General features: G+C 35.2%; 16 protein-coding genes and 1 pseudogene. 8 read left to right on the top strand and 9 right to left on the bottom strand.

Annotation, left to right across the window (positions count from 1 at the left end; genetic code table 11):
- Positions 1-9: 9 nt before the first annotated feature.
- From J3U54_RS02355 to thiD, 4 genes are all read right to left on the bottom strand, one after another.
- Positions 10-123 carry a hypothetical protein gene (locus J3U54_RS02355; RefSeq protein WP_228706343.1) on the bottom strand — a complete coding sequence of 38 codons (114 nt, stop codon included), beginning with the start codon at positions 121-123 and terminating at the stop codon, positions 10-12.
- A 162-nt stretch (positions 124-285) separates the two neighbouring features.
- On the bottom strand, positions 286-1,260 hold the full coding sequence (locus J3U54_RS02350; RefSeq protein ID WP_103752542.1) for a LacI family DNA-binding transcriptional regulator: 975 nt from the start codon (positions 1,258-1,260) through the stop codon (positions 286-288).
- Positions 1,261-1,308: 48 nt separating this feature from the next.
- Complete coding sequence (locus tag J3U54_RS02345) at positions 1,309-1,998, bottom strand: type 1 glutamine amidotransferase (RefSeq protein WP_103752541.1); 690 nt, start codon at positions 1,996-1,998, stop codon at positions 1,309-1,311.
- A 229-nt stretch (positions 1,999-2,227) separates the two neighbouring features.
- On the bottom strand, positions 2,228-3,040 hold the full coding sequence (gene thiD / locus J3U54_RS02340) for a bifunctional hydroxymethylpyrimidine kinase/phosphomethylpyrimidine kinase (protein ID WP_410476861.1): 813 nt from the start codon (positions 3,038-3,040) through the stop codon (positions 2,228-2,230).
- Positions 3,041-3,179: 139 nt separating this feature from the next.
- Between thiD and glpK the strand changes: the two genes are divergently transcribed.
- The 8 genes and pseudogenes from glpK to J3U54_RS02300 all read left to right on the top strand — a co-directional run bounded on the left by glpK (position 3,180) and on the right by J3U54_RS02300 (position 10,424).
- Positions 3,180-4,682, top strand: coding sequence for a glycerol kinase GlpK (gene glpK / locus J3U54_RS02335; protein WP_103752539.1), 1,503 nt, complete (start codon positions 3,180-3,182; stop codon positions 4,680-4,682).
- A 32-nt stretch (positions 4,683-4,714) separates the two neighbouring features.
- Positions 4,715-5,488 (top strand): tyrosine-protein phosphatase, encoded by a 774-nt coding sequence (locus tag J3U54_RS02330; protein ID WP_103752538.1) that lies wholly within the window; start codon positions 4,715-4,717, stop codon positions 5,486-5,488.
- A gap of 12 nt (positions 5,489-5,500) precedes the next feature.
- A pseudogene (locus J3U54_RS02325) lies at positions 5,501-6,441 on the top strand (LacI family DNA-binding transcriptional regulator).
- A gap of 176 nt (positions 6,442-6,617) precedes the next feature.
- Positions 6,618-7,520, top strand: a complete 903-nt coding sequence (locus tag J3U54_RS02320; RefSeq protein WP_103752537.1) for a helix-turn-helix domain-containing protein — start codon at positions 6,618-6,620, stop codon at positions 7,518-7,520.
- Between the two features lie 384 nt (positions 7,521-7,904).
- The gene (locus J3U54_RS02315; RefSeq protein WP_103752536.1) at positions 7,905-8,732 is read left to right on the top strand and encodes a hypothetical protein; all 828 of its coding nucleotides are present in this window, start codon (positions 7,905-7,907) and stop codon (positions 8,730-8,732) included.
- 50 nt (positions 8,733-8,782) lie between these two features.
- On the top strand, positions 8,783-9,319 hold the full coding sequence (locus tag J3U54_RS02310; RefSeq protein ID WP_127326212.1) for a hypothetical protein: 537 nt from the start codon (positions 8,783-8,785) through the stop codon (positions 9,317-9,319).
- A 12-nt stretch (positions 9,320-9,331) separates the two neighbouring features.
- A complete protein-coding gene (locus tag J3U54_RS02305) occupies positions 9,332-9,931 on the top strand; it encodes an ATP-binding cassette domain-containing protein (RefSeq protein ID WP_103752534.1) in 600 nt (199 codons plus the stop codon).
- On the top strand, positions 9,924-10,424 hold the full coding sequence (locus J3U54_RS02300; protein WP_103752533.1) for a hypothetical protein: 501 nt from the start codon (positions 9,924-9,926) through the stop codon (positions 10,422-10,424). Before J3U54_RS02305 ends, J3U54_RS02300 begins: the two co-directional genes overlap by 8 nt.
- 303 nt (positions 10,425-10,727) lie before the next feature.
- On the opposite strand, the gene J3U54_RS02295 is transcribed toward J3U54_RS02300, so the two are convergent.
- From J3U54_RS02295 to J3U54_RS02275, 5 genes are all read right to left on the bottom strand, one after another.
- Positions 10,728-11,678 (bottom strand): phosphatase PAP2 family protein, encoded by a 951-nt coding sequence (locus J3U54_RS02295; RefSeq protein WP_103752532.1) that lies wholly within the window; start codon positions 11,676-11,678, stop codon positions 10,728-10,730.
- Positions 11,679-11,705: 27 nt separating this feature from the next.
- Positions 11,706-13,238 carry a hypothetical protein gene (locus tag J3U54_RS02290; RefSeq protein ID WP_220234922.1) on the bottom strand — a complete coding sequence of 511 codons (1,533 nt, stop codon included), beginning with the start codon at positions 13,236-13,238 and terminating at the stop codon, positions 11,706-11,708.
- Positions 13,231-14,787, bottom strand: a complete 1,557-nt coding sequence (locus J3U54_RS02285) for an MFS transporter (protein ID WP_103752530.1) — start codon at positions 14,785-14,787, stop codon at positions 13,231-13,233. The genes J3U54_RS02290 and J3U54_RS02285 overlap by 8 nt, the downstream gene beginning before the upstream one ends.
- Positions 14,788-14,813: 26 nt before the next feature.
- On the bottom strand, positions 14,814-16,502 hold the full coding sequence (locus J3U54_RS02280) for a polysaccharide lyase family protein (RefSeq protein WP_267384938.1): 1,689 nt from the start codon (positions 16,500-16,502) through the stop codon (positions 14,814-14,816).
- 122 nt (positions 16,503-16,624) lie between these two features.
- Positions 16,625-17,542 carry an ROK family protein gene (locus J3U54_RS02275; protein ID WP_103752528.1) on the bottom strand — a complete coding sequence of 306 codons (918 nt, stop codon included), beginning with the start codon at positions 17,540-17,542 and terminating at the stop codon, positions 16,625-16,627.
- Positions 17,543-17,552: the final 10 nt, after the last annotated feature.

The following is a 17,552-nucleotide window of genomic DNA, read 5'->3' as shown; positions in this document are numbered from 1 at the left end:
GGTCATCAGCTACCTTGTCAATGCTGGTTTCGTGAACGTGCCAATTTTGCTGGCTTCTTTAGTTAAAGCAGTTGCCAAAATAGATGAGCTCATACCGCCACCACAGGCTAATAAAATATTCATAATCTTTCCTCCTTAACTTGAATCGGTTCAAGTTTAGCTAAAAAATAAAAAATCTAAAAAGTCCGCCTTTTTAAAGTAAGCAGTCTGTACTTCTTTAAAAAATGAATCATTTCAAATTCACGCTAAATTATATTCTCATGTTGATAAAAAAGCAAGCGCTTTCTACATCTGGTGGAAAATGTTACGGCAGTAAACTGTTTGACAACTTGTTTCGGCAGGGTTGGTTAGCTTGGCAATTACCAGTTTGCCAGCAGTGGTTCCAATCTGTTTTACAGGCTGTTCAATTGAACTGATTTCTGGAAAGAAAAGATCATTCACGAAGAAATGATCATAGACAAGAAACTCAATGTTTGGCTGGTGATCTTTTTCCCGGTAGGCCTTAATGGCACCTAAAGACATGTAGTAATTAATGATAAAAATGGCATCGAGATCTGGATTTTGCTTAATCAGCCTGTTAAAGCCTTCATATCCGGACTTGATGGTATAATCGCCCGACCAAATATAACTATTTTTTACAGTGAGACCATTTTCTTTTAAGGCATCTTCATAACCTTGCTGCCTTTTTTGGGCAATGTAGTTTTCAGATGAGCCGGTGATAATGCCAATATGGCGGTAGCCCTTCTTAAGCAAATAATTTACGCCTGCTTTAGAAGAGTCGTAATTATTGACGACTACAACATCAGTCTTAAGACCATTAATGGGGGCATCGATAGCAACAATCGGGATGTTGCTGTTAGCAATTTTTTCAAGCATTGGCGTTGATTGATCTTGGTGAAAAACAATAATTGCGTCAATTGATCGTTTTAGTAGAAAATCAATCTTTTGTTCCAAGCGCTTTTTATCATCATGATAATCGCACACAATGATGCTGTAGCCGAACTTTTCAACATAAGCTTCGATAGCGGAAACAATTGACATAGAAAAAAAGTCAGTTAACTGATTGATAACAATCCCAATTGACATGGTTTTGTTTTTCTTCAGTCCACTGGCAATAATGTTTTGATGATAATCCAATTGCGTCATCGCTGTTTTGATTTTTTCAGCTGTTGCTTTTCTTTGATGCCTGCCATTGAGATAATTCGAAACTGAACCAATTGACACACCAGCTAGTGCCGCGACATCTTTTGCCGTTGCCACAAATATCACCTGCCTGAATTTTCTTAAATTAATGAGCGTTAAAAACGATTATACCGCCTTATCAGTCGCTGTTTTTTTCATGCGCTCATCGTGCCATTCTAAAATCATCTTAACGATAGCATTTGCCACATTAAGATTTTTTAAAATTGGGCCATGAGAGTAGGTTCCGATAAAATTGCGGTAGCGCAGACCTTCAACGTGATCTTGTGGGTTGTTACCGTAGCCTTCAATCATTGTGCCCAAAGGATGCAATTTATCGGGATCGTCAAAATAAGTTTGTCCCGAGTGATTTTCAAAGGCTCTGACTTCACCCCACTCACTCATGTAGCGGGTATCGCCAATCATCCGTTTATCAGCTTTAAATACGGTATGGAAAGGCAAGATATCTAGTCCTTTGATGGTAACGCCTGAGTTGGTCTTATAATACGTTCCAACCAGTTGATAGCCACCACAAACGCCCAGCATTGGTTTGCCGTCATTAATATACTTTGTCAAAGTTTCTTTATGACGTGGAAGGTCTTTGGCAATAACGGTTTGTTCGAAGTCTTGTCCACCACCAAAAAAGACAAAGTCATAGTCAAAAGCATCGAACTTATCACCTAAGGAAATATTGTCTATTTGAGTAGAATAGCCCTGTTTTTTAAGTAAAAACCGAATGATTTTGACATCACCAGAATCACCATAGGTATTCATTAAATCTTCATATAAGTATGCAATTTTAATTGTCTTGCTTGCCATTGTGCATCAGCTCCTACTATCTTGTTAAAGTATATCTTAAAGGCGCAGTAGGGGCAAAAGATAATTATTTTTCTCGTTTTTAAAAAAACTTACATAAAATAAGCAAACACGTTAAAAGATTAATTGTTTAAGAAAAAATTGTTCCACTAAAATTCTGACCGTGTGAATTGTCAAAATAAAGCAGAACAATTTTGTACTAATTAGTAATGTAATTGCCGAAATTATGTAATTATTTCGTATCTTCCTGCGCCGCAAAGTGATTAATCGGGCCATACTTAGAGCCAACTTCAATTGGGTGGGCAATTGCTTCGTAGGTGAAGTCTTTGGCCGTTTGGACACTGGCAATAATTGACCTGCCTTTAGCCAGTTCGGCGGCAATAACTGCGGATAAAGTGTCACCAGTTCCGTTAATTCTTTCTGTGTTGATAAATGGCTTAGTAAATTCGTAGAATTGACCATCTTCAGCCAAGAGAATATCAGTTACTTCGCTTTGAGCAGCATTATCGTGTCGGCCCTTCATCAAGACGTTTTTAGCACCCATCTTCTGCAATTTTTCGGCGCCGCGGTGAATTTCTTCCTTAGTATCTAGTTGCATGCCCGTTAACTTTTGTTGTTCATAAAAGTTGGGCGTAATAATATCAGCAAGCGGCATTAAGTCGTCTAAAAAAGCTTGGTAAGCATCATCATCCAAGAGCGTGTCCCCGTGCTTGGTCATAATCACGGGATCAAGCACAATTTTGCCCATATCGTATTTGCGCAAATTGGCAGCTACACAGGCGATGACTTCTTTATTAGCTAGCATTCCCGTCTTTAAAGCGGCAATTTTAAAGTCGTCATTTAGGACGTCAAATTGCTTTTGAATAAATGACACTGGCATTACTTCTTGTGCGTAAATACCGGTAGTGTTGCCAGCAACAGCAGCCGTTAAGAGCCCCATACCGTACACCTGTCTGGCATAAAACGAATGCAGGTCGGCTGTCATTCCAGCGCTGCCATCGCTATCATTGCCAGCGATAGTTAAAGTGATAATTTCTTTTTTCATTATTATGGATCCTCATTTTAATCGAAACTTTATGTTCACAGTATAACTTAAAATAAGGGTAATGCTATAATTATTTCTTGTAAAAATAGGGTCAAATAGTAAAATTATAGTGAACCGCTTTCTTAAGGAAGGATACATTATGTTAAAAAATTACATTATGGCAATTGATGAAGGTACCACATCAACACGCGCAATGATTTTTGATCACGAGGGGCATAAAGTTTCGTCCTCGCAAAAAGAGTTTCCCCAATATTTTCCCCAGCCTGGCTGGGTTGAACACAAGGCTGAGGAAATTTGGCATGCTGTTCAAACCACAATTGCTAATGCAATTATTAATTCAGGTATTCGTCCGGAGCAAATCAAGGGCATTGGCATTACTAATCAACGTGAAACCACGGTAATCTGGGATAAAAAAACTGGTAAACCGATTTACAATGCAATTGTTTGGCAATCGCGACAAACTACTGAATTAGCTGAAAAACTTAAAGCTGACGGTTATAGTTCAATGATCCATAAGAAAACGGGCTTAATTATTGACCCTTATTTTAGTGCAACTAAAATTCGCTGGATTTTAGATCATGTTGAAGGTGCGCAAGAAAAAGCCGAAAAGGGTGATTTGCTCTTTGGCACCATTGATACTTGGCTTTTGTGGAAATTAACTGATGGCGAAGTTCACGTTACCGATTACACGAATGCCTCAAGAACCATGCTTTATAATATCCATGACCTAAAATGGGATGATGACATCCTTGAGTTACTTAATATTCCGAAAAAGATGTTGCCTGAAGTAAGATCGAATTCAGAAATCTACGGCTACACTAAGTCTTACACCTTTTTCGGCGGCAAGGTACCCATCTGTGGGATTGCTGGTGACCAGCAGGCCGCCCTTGTTGGTCAATTGGCCCTGAAAAAAGGGATGGTTAAAAATACCTACGGCACGGGTTCATTTATTGTTATGAATACAGGAGAAGAACCCACAGAGTCTGATAACAACCTGTTAACAACGATTGCTTATGGGATTGATGGCAAAATTAACTATGCTTTAGAAGGCTCAATCTTTGTTTCTGGCAGTGCAATCCAGTGGTTGCGTGACTCAATGAAGATGATCAAAACGGCGGCAGAATCCGAAAAGGCGGCACGTGCGTCCAAATCAGAAAATGAGGTTTACGTTGTACCTGCCTTCACGGGACTAGGCGCGCCTTACTGGGATTCCGAAGCTAGGGGTGCAGTTTTTGGCGTTACACGTGGAACAAGTAACAATGATTTAATCAAGGCAACTTTGCAGTCACTTGCTTACCAGACTCGTGATGTAGTTGACACGATGCAAATTGATTCTGGAATACAGATCCCAACGTTACGTGTGGATGGTGGGGCATCAAATAATGATTACTTATTGCAATTCCAAGCTGATATATTGGGTACTAAAATTGAACGATCAAAGACGCTTGAAACGACTTCAATGGGAGCTGCATTTTTAGCAGGCCTGGCAGTAGGCTATTGGAAAGATGTTGACGAACTGAAAGATATTTTTGTTGTAGGCAAGACTTTTGAGAGCAAAATGGGACAAAAAGAACGTGAGCATTTGTATCAAGGCTGGAAGCGTGCGGTCAAGGCAACCCAAGTATTTGCTCACGGCGAATAAAAGTGCGAATACAGTAGTGTGAGGTGAGAAAATTGGCACATGATCGAATTGTTAAATTAGATGGTCCGTTAAATTTTAGGGATGTTGGTGGCTACCAAAATCAAAATGGTCAAAAGATAAAGTGGAATAAAATTTATCGCTCCGATTCACTTAGTACCCTAACGGAAGCTGATCAAGAAAAACTGACGGAATTGCATGTCACAATTGATTGTGATTTACGTTCACAATACGAAAAACATTCTTCACCGGACAAAGCGTGGCCAAATGTTCATTATCTTGATTTACCGGTTTATTCAGAAAACCCTGAGGACCGACCCAATGGTCACAAAATTTATCGTTTTCTTCATCATATTCCGGATTTAAGCAATAATTTTATTGGTCAAATTTACCAACAGACTTTGCTTAGTGAGCATAGTCGTAAGATGTTTGCCCGCATTTTTAGTGAATTACTAGCAATGCCTGCTAACGAAGCTCTTGTTTATCATTGCAGTGCCGGTAAGGACAGAACGGGAATGGTTTCTGCTTTGATTTTAATGGCACTAGGTGTTGATGACGATACAATTGCCCGTGACTATTTATTAACTAACAAATTATATGACTTCGCCGTTTCACGCCAATTGCCAAGCAATGACGAAATTTCACAGATGGTTGCCAAAATGAATGTAACCAAAGGCGAAGGGATCGCTATTCGCGGCATTACCGAGACTGTCCGTGGTGGCTGGGGCGACTTTGATACCTTTTTTAAAAAAGAATTGGGCTTTAATGATGCCGATTTGGCAAGATTAAGGCAAATGTATTTAGAATAGGGGCATAAATCAGTGGTAACTTTGCTTGATGTCGCTAAAAAGGCCAACGTTTCAAAGATGACGGTTTCGCGAGTCATTAATCACCCCGAACAAGTGACAGATGAATTACGTGAAGGGCCATGCAGGAATTAAATTACCAACCGAATTATGTTGCACAAGCCCTAGTAAATAACCGGACTAATGTCGTTAAGTTCGTTACGCTTGAAGATATTGATACAACTGAGCCCTATTACATGAACCTGCTTTTCGGTATTGCTCAAGGTTTATCTAAAAAGCAATATGCTATCCAGCTAGTCACTGATCGCAAGCAAATCAAAGAAGGTAATTTTGACGGTTACTTAATTACTGGTGCACGGTCATCTGATTATAGTTTGTTTGACGAACTAGCTAAGCCGTTCGTTCTTTTTGGTGAAAATCATCGCGGTTTTGATTTTGTTGATAACAATAATCAGCTCGGTGGCGAAATTGCTACTAAATATGCCTTATCGCGTTTATATCGCAATGTTATCTTTATTGGTATCGATGTCAGGGAGCCGTTTGAAGTTTCACGTGAAACAGGCTATGTTAACACATTACAGCAAAATAAATTGATTCCGCAAATATACAGGATACCTAATCATAGTCATGCGGCCCAGAAAATAATCAAGAATAATTTAGGTAAGTTCCAACACGATACTTGCTTTGTTTGTGCTAGCGATCGGATTGCAATTGGTGTTGTACGCCAACTACTGAACGAAGGGGCCAAGGTACCCGAAGATTTTGGCGTAATCGGCTATGATGGGGTCTTTTTAGATCAGGTTTCAAATTTAAAATTAACAACGGTCAAGCAACCAATTTTTGCGATGGGTGAATTATTGGCTAAGATGCTGTTACAAAAAATTGAGCAAGACGGCTCACCCCAAGGGGAGGCAATGCTTAAGCCTAAGTTGATTCGCAGGCAGTCAACGAGGTAAAAATTAAAAAATAAAGTAGCTAAAGGTGCATTAATACTTTTAGCTATTTTTTATTCAGTATAAAATTATTAGAAAATTACAAAATTGTTATAAATGATGGCAATGATTTTGCATATACGCTAATATATATCTTATAAAGCAATTCGTTAAATATGAACTAACAGTGAGGTACATTGATGAGAGATGAGACTTATGGAAAGAAGTTCAGACGCATCAGAAAGCTTAAACGCTTAAGCTTGGTTAAAGCTTCTACTGGAGTAATTTCAAAATCAAGCCTAGCACGCTGGGAATTAGGCTACGATAATCTATCTTGGGGAAATGTTCTAAAACTACTTGATCAAAACAACATATACCCGGATGAATTTATAGAAAATAGTGAGATTTCTTATTTAGGAGTAAATATTAAAAAGATTCAGAGTGCTTTTGTTCGTGGTCAAACTTCGCTTTTAAAGAAATATGTACTTGATACTTTGAAATCTTGTAAATTAGATCCGTTAAATGAAAAAGCTTTCTTTGAGGCGGCAGTTGCATGTGACCTCTATAAAAAACACACAAATAAAAGCATTTGTCCAAAGCGTGTACAAGTAAAACTCAGATTGTATTTTTCTAATATCATTGCTGAAAATGATTATTGGAACTATAAAAATATTTTCTTCTTTAAAAATGTCGTAATGCTTTTAAAGGGGAAAGAAGCTTATAAGTTTGCTTATGATTTACTTGACTATGCAAAACAAGAAAATCTTGAACAGAGCGGTTTTCGCCATATAGTATTACAAGCACTGCTTGAAGCGACAAATGCATTAATAAGAAAAAATATTATCTATGCCAAAAAAATCTTATTTGAGGTAAAATCACTGATTTTTTCTGATTATGACTCACTAGAAAAAATTGAAATTAGTTTTTTAGATTCTGCAATCAAATTTATTGAGGAAGATGAGACAGCAGAATTAAAAGCCCTGTACAATGTGTTAGATTATCTGGAAATGAAAGACCTCAAATATCATTTAGAAAACAATATAATGATATTAACAAAACTCTATAAAAATATAGAATTTGATTCTCAAATTTGGGAAAAGTAGGAAAAAATCAATTTTTCCTGTTGTAAACTAAGATTATCAAGTGGCATGGATTAAAAATATTTTTGGGGGTAGTAACCGCTGCTACAGGAATAGATAATGATACAGAAGCAACTACTAACACTGACAATGTGAAAGTATATGGCGGCTGCACTTGGAGCATAGATACTAAGTCCGATTTTAAAAAAGAAATGGTAATTATGCTCCATTTAATGGTGAAGCTGCACCTAAACTTCACTTTAGTGCTGATACAAAGTAATTGCGTAATATTATCTTAGAGATAATTGAATCTAGAAAGGGGGTTATTTCCCCCTTTTTTTAATTTTATTGGAATGTATTGCTTTAATAAATACTAAATTAAAGCAATGTATATTAAAAGGTATAACAATGTTAAAACGAACAAAAATTTTTTCTGTTGTGACTATGATATTTTATTTATCACTGATTACTTGGGGAGCTTTTGCTGGTATTAGAGACTACCAAGGAATTCTTCCATCAGGTAACAGAGTATCTGATGTTTCTATAAATCTCTTCTTTGCATTACAACCCAAAGGAGTTGATGAAAATATTATTGCAGCTGTTATTATGATGGCATTAGCCCCAACTTTAGGCTCGGGTCTTTTCATTTACTTAAAAAATAATAATATGTTTAGTGCTGTTCAACAAAGAATTGGTTATAAATCCTTTTTGAAAAAAGGTGTTGTTACCACTTTTTTCGGCGCTATGAGCGTTTCTCTAATAACTAATCTATATCAAATAGGATTAATTAATTGGTTTTACTATCCTTTCGTCTTTAAAACTATCCCTAGAAAATTAGCTCAGGGATATAGACCAGGGTATTTTTCGCCTAATGAATTATTTGATTTAATTTTATACATTATTTTAGCGGCTATTGGTTGGGGAGTCTTTGCAGTGTTAGTTTTTAGTGTGGGACTTTTTGTTCGTAAGAATGCGCTTTATCTGATTCTTGGACCAGCTTTGGGACTAGCTTTGGTACTATTAGCCGTTTTAGGAAATATGAATAGCCTAATCTGGCGCACCTTCGCATTTTCCTGGTTTTTTTATACCTTAACTGCGCCGGGACAATATACTTTTGCTGGGCAACTACCACCAATAAATTCTCTGGTAGCTTTTTTCATTGCGGCCATTATCTATTTAGTAATTGCTGCGAGCTTAATCAAAATATGGTATAGAAGAAAAAGAAAGCAGGGTTGACTTTGCAATATAAACGAATACACCGTCGTATCATATTAATTGGGCTCATAATGATTCTACTCGGACTAGCAGGAAGTTTTGAACTGTTACTAAGAAATGATCCCAATACTATGGAATTGCCTAATGCTTTTCTTAACGCACACTTAATTTCTTTATATTTGCAACCAGCTATTTTGGCGCTGTTCTATAGTCAAGTGCTCACTTTTCGCCGAATTAATTTACTTGTTGGTGTGCGGCAAAAGACTAATCTTATGATTACTCGCTTGTTAAGTTTGGCTACCATTTATTGCGTGCTATTTTTAGTAGCCTTGTTTGTACCGTATTTCTTTTCAGATTATCCTTTATTTAAGTATGGCAATCCGTTATTGGGCACAGCACTGATAGTGCTCCATATAGCAGTCCTATTATTTTTGTTTTGGCTATTGGTGGGAGCTTATAATTCACGCCATCCATATTTATTCTTGATTTTAGTGATTATCCTAGATTTGGTAAATCACTACTATATTGAGAAGAAACTTTTAATAAATTATAGTCCCATGTATGATGAGCTTTATCGTGCTATACACCATATATATGGCGGCTTTTAAGGAAGGATCAAAATGTTAAAAATTACAGGAATTAAAAAATCATTTGGTCGTAAATCGGTTTTAAAAAACGTATCTATGATTGCTAATCCGGGCCAACTAATTCATATCTCGGGAATTAATGGTTCAGGTAAATCGACGATTTTTAAAATTGTTACTGGTCTGTTAGAAGCGGATAGTGGAAAAGTAGAGCTAGATCATGGTGATGTCATAGGGGCACTAATTGAAAATCCTAGTTTTTTGGAATATGAATCTGCCATGACAAACTTGCATTTTCTAGCTAACCTCAATCATCGTTTTAATGAAAAGCGGGTAAGAAGCTTATTACAACAATTTGAGCTTGATCCTGATGATTCCCAAGCTATCGCTAAATATTCGGTAGGTATGCGTCAAAAGGTAGGTATTATTCAAGCAGTAATGGAGGAGCAAAACATAATATTACTTGATGAGCCCACACGCGGTATTGACCAAGAAAGTATTGGGCAATTTTTGACCCTCCTAAATCGACTGAAACAGGAAAATAAAACAGTAATAATTGCTAGTCATGATCAAATTGACGAGATTAACTATGATCAGGACTTAACACTACAAAATGGAATTTTGCTTAATGAATAAAAAATATTCTTTCACTATTTATGCCGTTATTTCTGCGTTAATCATTTTGCTGGCTAGGCAAAATTGGAATACGGTATATTTAAAGTTACCTCAATTGGTGCAGGCAAGTTTTGGCTGGATTAGAAGTCCAATGAAATTAGCGTTAATAAGCGCTAATAATTTTGTCTTTGATTATGTCACGATTATCTTACCCCGAATGGAAAGAAATTCAATCGAATCTTTTATAATTGTGCGTAAACCCAAGTTGCAGGCTTTAATAAGGGGCTTAGCTCCTAAAGAATATTCGTATTTACTTTTATTTGTCATAGTCCACTTAACTGCTTTTGATATAAGTAATCTTATTAGTTCACTATTAATATTGTTGGTAATGATAATAGTCTGGTTAGTATTAGTGTTTGTTATGACATATCGCTTGTCAGTGGTTAAACAGAATGTACTAGTTTTCTTGCTCTTATTGGGATTACGTACGTTAATATTTAGTTTGAATTTATAGTTTGAAAAATCGATCTGATCCGCACCTTGTTTGGTTTATGCATGAATTTCGATTTGAGGAAAAAGCGATTTTTCAGACTAAACCAAAAAAGTATTTTGCAATTTATTAAATTAGCGATTATAAAGCCGCAACCAATGACTTCAAACTAAAGTTTCCTGATTGTAGTATTTTTACAGCTTACTCAGCTCAATTAAAATAAGCAACAAAAGGGAATCAAGGTACTAATTTTTAGGTATAACTTAGCTTATGACCAATTATTATTAATCATTGAACTAAGTTATAGCTTACTTTTCTTGCATTAGTTTAAAAATCAAACTTGTCTTCTTCTAGATGAAGTAGTTTTACTAAAGCAATGATTCCCAAAAAACCAATAAAAGCAGCCATAGCTACATCAGAAAGATAATGTTTTTCCATAATCATTCTTGAAAAACCACCAATGATTAAATAGATAAAACCAATATATTTCAAAAATTTTTTCAGTTTTTCATTATTGTTATTAACAAACATAGGAAAAAAAAGTGCCATACTAAAACATCTTGTGTGACCTGATGGAAATGATGCAAAATTATCAGAACCTAACATACCATTGATTATATACCATGATTTAAATAACTTTTTTTTAGTTAAATTCATAAAAGGACGTGGTCTGCTAACAATATTTTTAATTTGATTAAGAATTTCTCCAGTTGCCGTGTCAATTACAATTCCAGCTAAACCGACGATTACCAATCTTGCAAGATCACGGTCACTAACTTTTTGTAACCAACTTAATTGTATAATTTCGTGAATTATATAAAAAGAAATTATATATATTAAAATAATATTTAGATCTTTGTTTGTAATTATGAATGTGTAGTTGCTAACAGCACCAACAGGTAGATTTTTATTAATATTTGCAAAAGCTTGTCCCATTTGGCTTCTAGCTTCAATAAAAAAGTCCCAAGTCTTAGTTAAACCAAATAAAAAACTAAAAATCATTGTTATATATTTAAATAAACGATTTTGCAGTCTAGTCCCTTTTTGAAAAATGACTTCTGCTCCTAAAAAACATAGAATTACATTTGGAAATGCGCCTATATCTTGCATTATAGCTGCCCACCATACATTTTGATTTCCTACTAATTTAGAAAGTGGTTGATCCCAAATAGTGCCAATAACAAATAATATTAGGATTACAATTAGAGTAATGGTAATTGTTTTCTTGGAAAAAACTTTGTAATTTGACTCTAATTTTTGCTTAGTATTCATATCCATAATTAATCGATAACTTTTTAAACCTTTCTAGATTTCAATTATTAACTCTTTTGCCATTGGTTTATTGCTACAATATGGAGTTATTATCAATTGCTTTTGTTTGTTATATTTAACATAAATATTTGTTTTATAAGTAACAGCAAGATAATGCTTTACTTGGCCATATTCTTTTATTACATAAAATTCTGCGCCTTTAATTTTTGGCCAAGTTAAATGAATCATACCAATTCGCTGATCAATAACTGGTCTAAAATCTTGATTAAAGTTTTTTAACTCAATATATTTTTCACCAATAACATTGCTTAAATGTTGTGCAATAATTTTAGCTAAAGTAAAAGCACCGAACGAGCAAAAATGGGTTATATCATGCTTGTTTTCACTAAGATTAGGATAATCTGCTTTACTCGTTTGTAAATAAAGCATGTGTGCTGCATCCCAACCTAAAGTATTTAGTAACTCCGTTGATTCTTTGCCTAAATCAATTAACAGGATATTTTTTTGGTGACTAAGCTGCAGCATAACTTTGCGGTAATCATTAAAACATACACTAAACCGTTTTATTCTGCTATTATATTTAAACTGTGCTGGCGGAGAAACTAAAATCGGAATAGCTTTTCTTACCAATGCGCTATCTATAAATTGTTCTAAATATTTTGTGAATTTTTTGGGTTCAACATAACGATTAGGACGATACATTGTTGCATCATTATCACCGAATTGGATGAGTAAATAATTTCCCGGAGAAATATCTTTTAAAATTGCTTCAAGTCTTGCTTCTAAGATAAAAGACTTAGATGATCTTGCTCCTATTGAGCGATTATCAATAAATATATTCTCCCATTCATAGATTGTTGCTTGCGGATAAAAAGATGATCGCCTTATTTTTACCGTTTTTCCTTTTAATTGATGATATAATTCTTCTCCCCAACCTGATTGCGGATATTCTGTTAAAGAATACGTTTGTGCTGTAGAATCAGAGGCAATATAGATGCCTATTTTTGTGCTAGGTGGCTTTAACGCCTGCCGTTCTAGCTTCAAATATTTCAAATAAATTGCTGCAACACGTGCTGTTTTAGCATTATCAGGTCGATTATGAGTAATTAAAGATAAATCAAATGATGTCTGCGATAAGGCAATTTCCAATTTTAGTTTTAACTGCCCTGTAGCTGGAATTAATATTGTTTTTTCGTTAATTCTATTAATAATAATATCAACTTTTTGATCAACTTTTTCAGGATTAGCAACTGTTAAGGAAAGTTGATAGTTGGCATTAGCAACTTCAAGTACTAAATGTAATGTTTCAGCGTAGGTATAATGTGGACAAGTTTTAGTATCATCATTTATTGCTACGCCAGTTTCATCCCATGATTTATTGATCATTTTTAAGCCGTCTAAATCAGTCTTTACAGAGTAATTACTAGTAATTTGGGCAGATCTTGGATAATAAACCTTTTCTTGCCATCCTACAGCAGATTTAGGGTACTCACAAAAATAATATTTGGGAGTATTGGTAAAATTATTCTTTTGAAAATCAAGTACAATGTCTTTCATTTTATACACTACTTTTTATACTTCGCGTAATATCCATAACTTTGTTATTTCCCCAAACTCTTTCATACGGTAGTCCAGTTAAATTTTCGACAACCGCCTTAGTAGTAGGAGTGACGTCCTTTTTTGAACCACCATTTCTAAGCCGCTTTATTTCCCGCAGAATAATCTTATGATTTTCTACATTCAATTTACAAATGTAAGAAAAGGCTATACCTAAAAGCAATAGAACGATCGGTACTATACAATATAAAATTAATAGAGCATTGATCGTGGTTGGAGATTGTACTTTTGTACCAGCCTTAAATCCGGTCGTTTGTAAAATAATACCGATGATTAGGGTAAAAAGCGAATCAAGAATAGTATCAATGGTAGTGTTTACACCAGCATATTCTCCTTCTCGCCTTTTGGTAGTGACAATTTCATCGACATCTGGTAAAAAAGTAAATATATATTGTGAAGAATTAACGACTCCAGTAATACCAAAATTTAGCGCTACCATTGCAATAATCCACCAAATATTTAAATGATCTGGTTTTAAAACGGCTAGTATGAAAATGCCAATAAAGACAACGATCGCTCCCCAAGCACCCACACGGTATGAAAACATACCATTTGTTTTAGTCTGTAACCACATGAAGAACACTAAAAAGATAATACCAAAAAAGTAGCCTACACTCGTAGAAACAGCAACTTCTGTGGGACTTAATAGTAAGACAAAGATAATGAAGTACGTATTAATATCTCCCCGAATAGTACGAAACAATTCTTCACACTGCCACATTAATAAATATGTCCAATAAGATTTTATTCTGATAGCACTAATAAAATTCCAAAAAATATTAACTAAACGTTTCCACAAACTAATTTTATTTTGCTCAAGAACTGTCGACTCATCAACAGGTCTTTCATAAACCGAATTATAAAAAAGAATCAACATCAACGTACCCATAATATCATAGACTATGGCGGCGATTACAAAACTATTAACATTATTTTGACCACAAAGTTTGAATATCCAAGCAATAAATAAAGAAGCAAATATTCCGGAAGTAGCTGCTCCAGCCTGATTGAAACCTACTAATTGTGCCCTTTGATCAGAATCTTCTGACATTTCTGATGTCAAAGTTAACTGAGAAGTTGATAGCATCGGCGTAATAAGAAAATATAGCAAAAAGAAAATAAAATATGATGGTTGTGGCATTCCTGGAATCCACATAAAAATATAGGTCAGGGATTTTAGCGGAATTCCTATTAGAAACATTGATTTTCTACGCCCATGTTTGCGACCAAATTTTGTTTGATACAACCGGTCTGAGATGTAGCCATAAATTGGGGTTAAAACAGCACCAATAATCTTAGCAGATGTGAACATTAAAGTAACGACCACAATCGGAATTTTGAGAAAAGTTGTGTAATAATACATCAACCATGTAGTTACCAGTGTGATCATTACATTGGACAATTGAAAAGCCGAAAAGCCGATTTTTCGCCATAAAGGAATTTTAACTCCTTCTCCACCTGTAGAAAGATACTGGGTGTTTTTCTTTTCTTTGCTCATAATTGGCCTCCTCATACAGAAAAGCACTAATCAATTATTGATTTAACTAAACTTATAGTATCGCACATTAAGTACCCATCAGTTGAAATACTAATAATATTATTGCTTAAAATTTTTGCGGCAGGTAATTTTATCTGCCATAGGTGATAGCCACCACTTTTCATGGCTGAGCGGTAAGCGGCACGATCATTTGGGAAAGTTTTAGTCGCTAATGTATTACCATTTAAAATGATTTTTATCGTGCAGCCATTATCATTTGTCATATTTTTTTGAGATGTGCCGGCAAAGGATAGTTGCAGCACATAGTCTTGGCCATCGAATTGTAATGATTTTTTACTAAAGTGGATTGACCACTGTCCACAATCATTTTGCAAATAATACCATTCTGTATCTTTACCAATGTAGTAATCCAAGTTTGTAGGAACCAAATTAATCCAACTATAATTTCTTAGTTGATCGTTTAATTTCATTCCAGCTGTAGTATGGGTACACAGTCCAATTTGCCAAATAGTTCTTGTTGACCGTTTAATTTTTAGTAAACCAAGATTTAAATTGTGATTGGTAACTGTTACATGTTTTAAAAAATGCGTTGTCAAATCATCCGCATAATTTTCATAAACATATAAAAAATATTTGTCTGGTCTGATGTTATTGATGTTAAATTCGCCTTCAGTATTCGTATCCGTATAGTACATAAAACCAGCTTTTTGCTGGTTAAGCGGAACTTGATCAGCATCAGTATCAGTTAGAATGACTGTACAGTTTTTATTATGATATTCTGAATAAATTTTACCTTTTACTTGAAAAAGAGTTTGGACATAATCAGGGTCTTTAACCCATTTATAAGGCCAAGAAGCTTTTTCATGATCCGCTTTTTTTTTGGCATCGGCTAAATCACCATTATTTAAATAAATGCACCATGGACCAAAAATTTTATTAAAATTAGGCTTAACTTCAAACAGGCCTTTGCCGAAGTGCTCACTAACCATGTAATTTAGGATAATCGCATCATAGTGCACCATTAGATCCTGATTAAGAGGACCACAACCATACGCACTTTTATCTGGTAAAATTAGCCAAAATCCTAATTTAGCACTAAATTGTCCCCACAAATCTGTCTTTCCCAAATAGCCAGCATAATCATATTTTGAATAAATCATACTACTGTCATAAAGTGAACCATCCGGCATGAGGTAGGTTTCATCTTGTAATTTTTTCCCTTGCATCATGTGCGCGGAAGAAGGTTGTAATCCAGTGCGCTCGCCATTATAGCTAATAGGAAATAAAGAGCGATTTAATCGGTAAACCGTGCGTAATTCATTAATTTTAAAGCTGTGGTGCACGTTATTCCAAGCTTTAACATAAGAATAAATTGCGGGATCGTTATTATTTACAATAATATGATATTCAATACCTAATTCTTTTGTATCATCAATATATGCAATATGTAGTCTTAATGCAGATTTTTCAATAATTTTTAGGGAAGAAGGCTGTAAGTTAACAGTTTTTCCAGCCATATGATAGTCACAATAAAAACTATGACTTTTATCGGGATCATTCGGTTCGCCAGCAAGGTTGGTAAGTAATTCCAAGCCCTGATAGCGTAAATGCCTTACTTTGCCTTGCTCATCAAAATATACTTGCAATTTACCATTATCAATTAAAACTGCGCGTGAATTTTTGCCATTAATTTTAAACCATAGACTTGATTTCATTTTTAATTTACCTTTTTAAAAAAGACCAGACAAAGCACAAGCTCTACCTCGTCTTTAAATCAAATGATCAGCATATCGCATTATCTACTACAAGTGTAGTTGCTATACCCCAAATGTGCACACTATTTATTTACTTTTTGCAAAACCAATTTTGCCATGCCTAAAATTCCGGCATTATTGCCTAAACTTGCTAATTTAATATTAATTTGGTTCTGATCGCTAAAATAAAGATATTTATTCATAGCACGTTCAACTTTTGCTCTTAAAAATTCGCCAGCATTTGCTACACCGCCACCGATAATAATTTCTTCTAGATTAAGAACATTAGAGACATTTGCTAAAGCCAATCCTAAATAATCACAAGCTTGATCCACAACGCACAAAGCTAATGGAGAATTTTGCTTTGCCTTATCAAAAATTTCTTTTGCTGTGATTGAGACTTCATCTTGTCCACTCTCTTTTTGATAAAGATGTACTATTCCAGTGGCTGATGATACCGTTTCAAGACAACCGCGATTGCCACATGTACATTTGAATCCCTTTGGGTCAACAATAACATGTCCTAGTTCACCGGCAGCACCAGCAAAACCGTGAACCAACTCACTATTTAATACAATTCCGGCTCCTACACCAGTTCCTAACGTAACGTACATTAAATTGTCTTTACTGCTACTATCTTGCCATTTCTCACCGATAGTAGCAGCATTTGCATCATTTTCTATCACAATTGGAATATCCAAGCTTTTTTTAAGCAGCGCTATGATATCTGTATCATTATTCCAACATAAATTATTACAGTCATAAACAGCCAAAGTCTCGGGTCTTACTGATCCCGGCATACCTAGACCAACTCCTAAAAGCAGCTCTGTATTACTTACTTGCCGTTTTATTTCCCGAATAATTTCTGCCATAACGGTTTCTGGTGCAGTTTTTGTGGGAGTGGCAAGAGACCATTGCCTTTTTATGTATCCAGTTTCAGTAACCAAGCCAAATTTAATTGTTGTTCCTCCAAAATCAATACCAATTACAACATTTTCCATATTTATCGCC

This window comes from Lactobacillus sp. B4007, from assembly GCF_026535895.1.
Classification (GTDB): Bacteria; Bacillota; Bacilli; order Lactobacillales; family Lactobacillaceae; genus Lactobacillus; species Lactobacillus panisapium.
Note: the sequence above shows the minus strand (reverse complement) of the source record. Positions and strands in the feature narration are given on the sequence as shown.

Excerpts from the sequence above, each read along its gene's own strand:
- J3U54_RS02355 (WP_228706343.1), bottom strand. The coding sequence starts at position 123 with ATGAATATTTTATTAGCCTGTGGTGGCGGTATGAGCTCATCTATTTTG.
- J3U54_RS02345 (WP_103752541.1), bottom strand. The coding sequence starts at position 1,998 with ATGGCAAGCAAGACAATTAAAATTGCATACTTATATGAAGATTTAATG.
- thiD (WP_410476861.1), bottom strand. The coding sequence starts at position 3,040 with ATGAAAAAAGAAATTATCACTTTAACTATCGCTGGCAATGATAGCGAT.
- glpK (WP_103752539.1), top strand. The coding sequence starts at position 3,180 with ATGTTAAAAAATTACATTATGGCAATTGATGAAGGTACCACATCAACA.
- J3U54_RS02320 (WP_103752537.1), top strand. The coding sequence starts at position 6,618 with ATGAGAGATGAGACTTATGGAAAGAAGTTCAGACGCATCAGAAAGCTT.
- J3U54_RS02315 (WP_103752536.1), top strand. The coding sequence starts at position 7,905 with ATGTTAAAACGAACAAAAATTTTTTCTGTTGTGACTATGATATTTTAT.
- J3U54_RS02310 (WP_127326212.1), top strand. The coding sequence starts at position 8,783 with ATGATTCTACTCGGACTAGCAGGAAGTTTTGAACTGTTACTAAGAAAT.
- J3U54_RS02305 (WP_103752534.1), top strand. The coding sequence starts at position 9,332 with ATGTTAAAAATTACAGGAATTAAAAAATCATTTGGTCGTAAATCGGTT.
- J3U54_RS02300 (WP_103752533.1), top strand. The coding sequence starts at position 9,924 with ATGAATAAAAAATATTCTTTCACTATTTATGCCGTTATTTCTGCGTTA.
- J3U54_RS02295 (WP_103752532.1), bottom strand. The coding sequence starts at position 11,678 with ATGGATATGAATACTAAGCAAAAATTAGAGTCAAATTACAAAGTTTTT.
- J3U54_RS02285 (WP_103752530.1), bottom strand. The coding sequence starts at position 14,787 with ATGAGCAAAGAAAAGAAAAACACCCAGTATCTTTCTACAGGTGGAGAA.
- J3U54_RS02280 (WP_267384938.1), bottom strand. The coding sequence starts at position 16,502 with ATGAAATCAAGTCTATGGTTTAAAATTAATGGCAAAAATTCACGCGCA.
- J3U54_RS02275 (WP_103752528.1), bottom strand. The coding sequence starts at position 17,542 with ATGGAAAATGTTGTAATTGGTATTGATTTTGGAGGAACAACAATTAAA.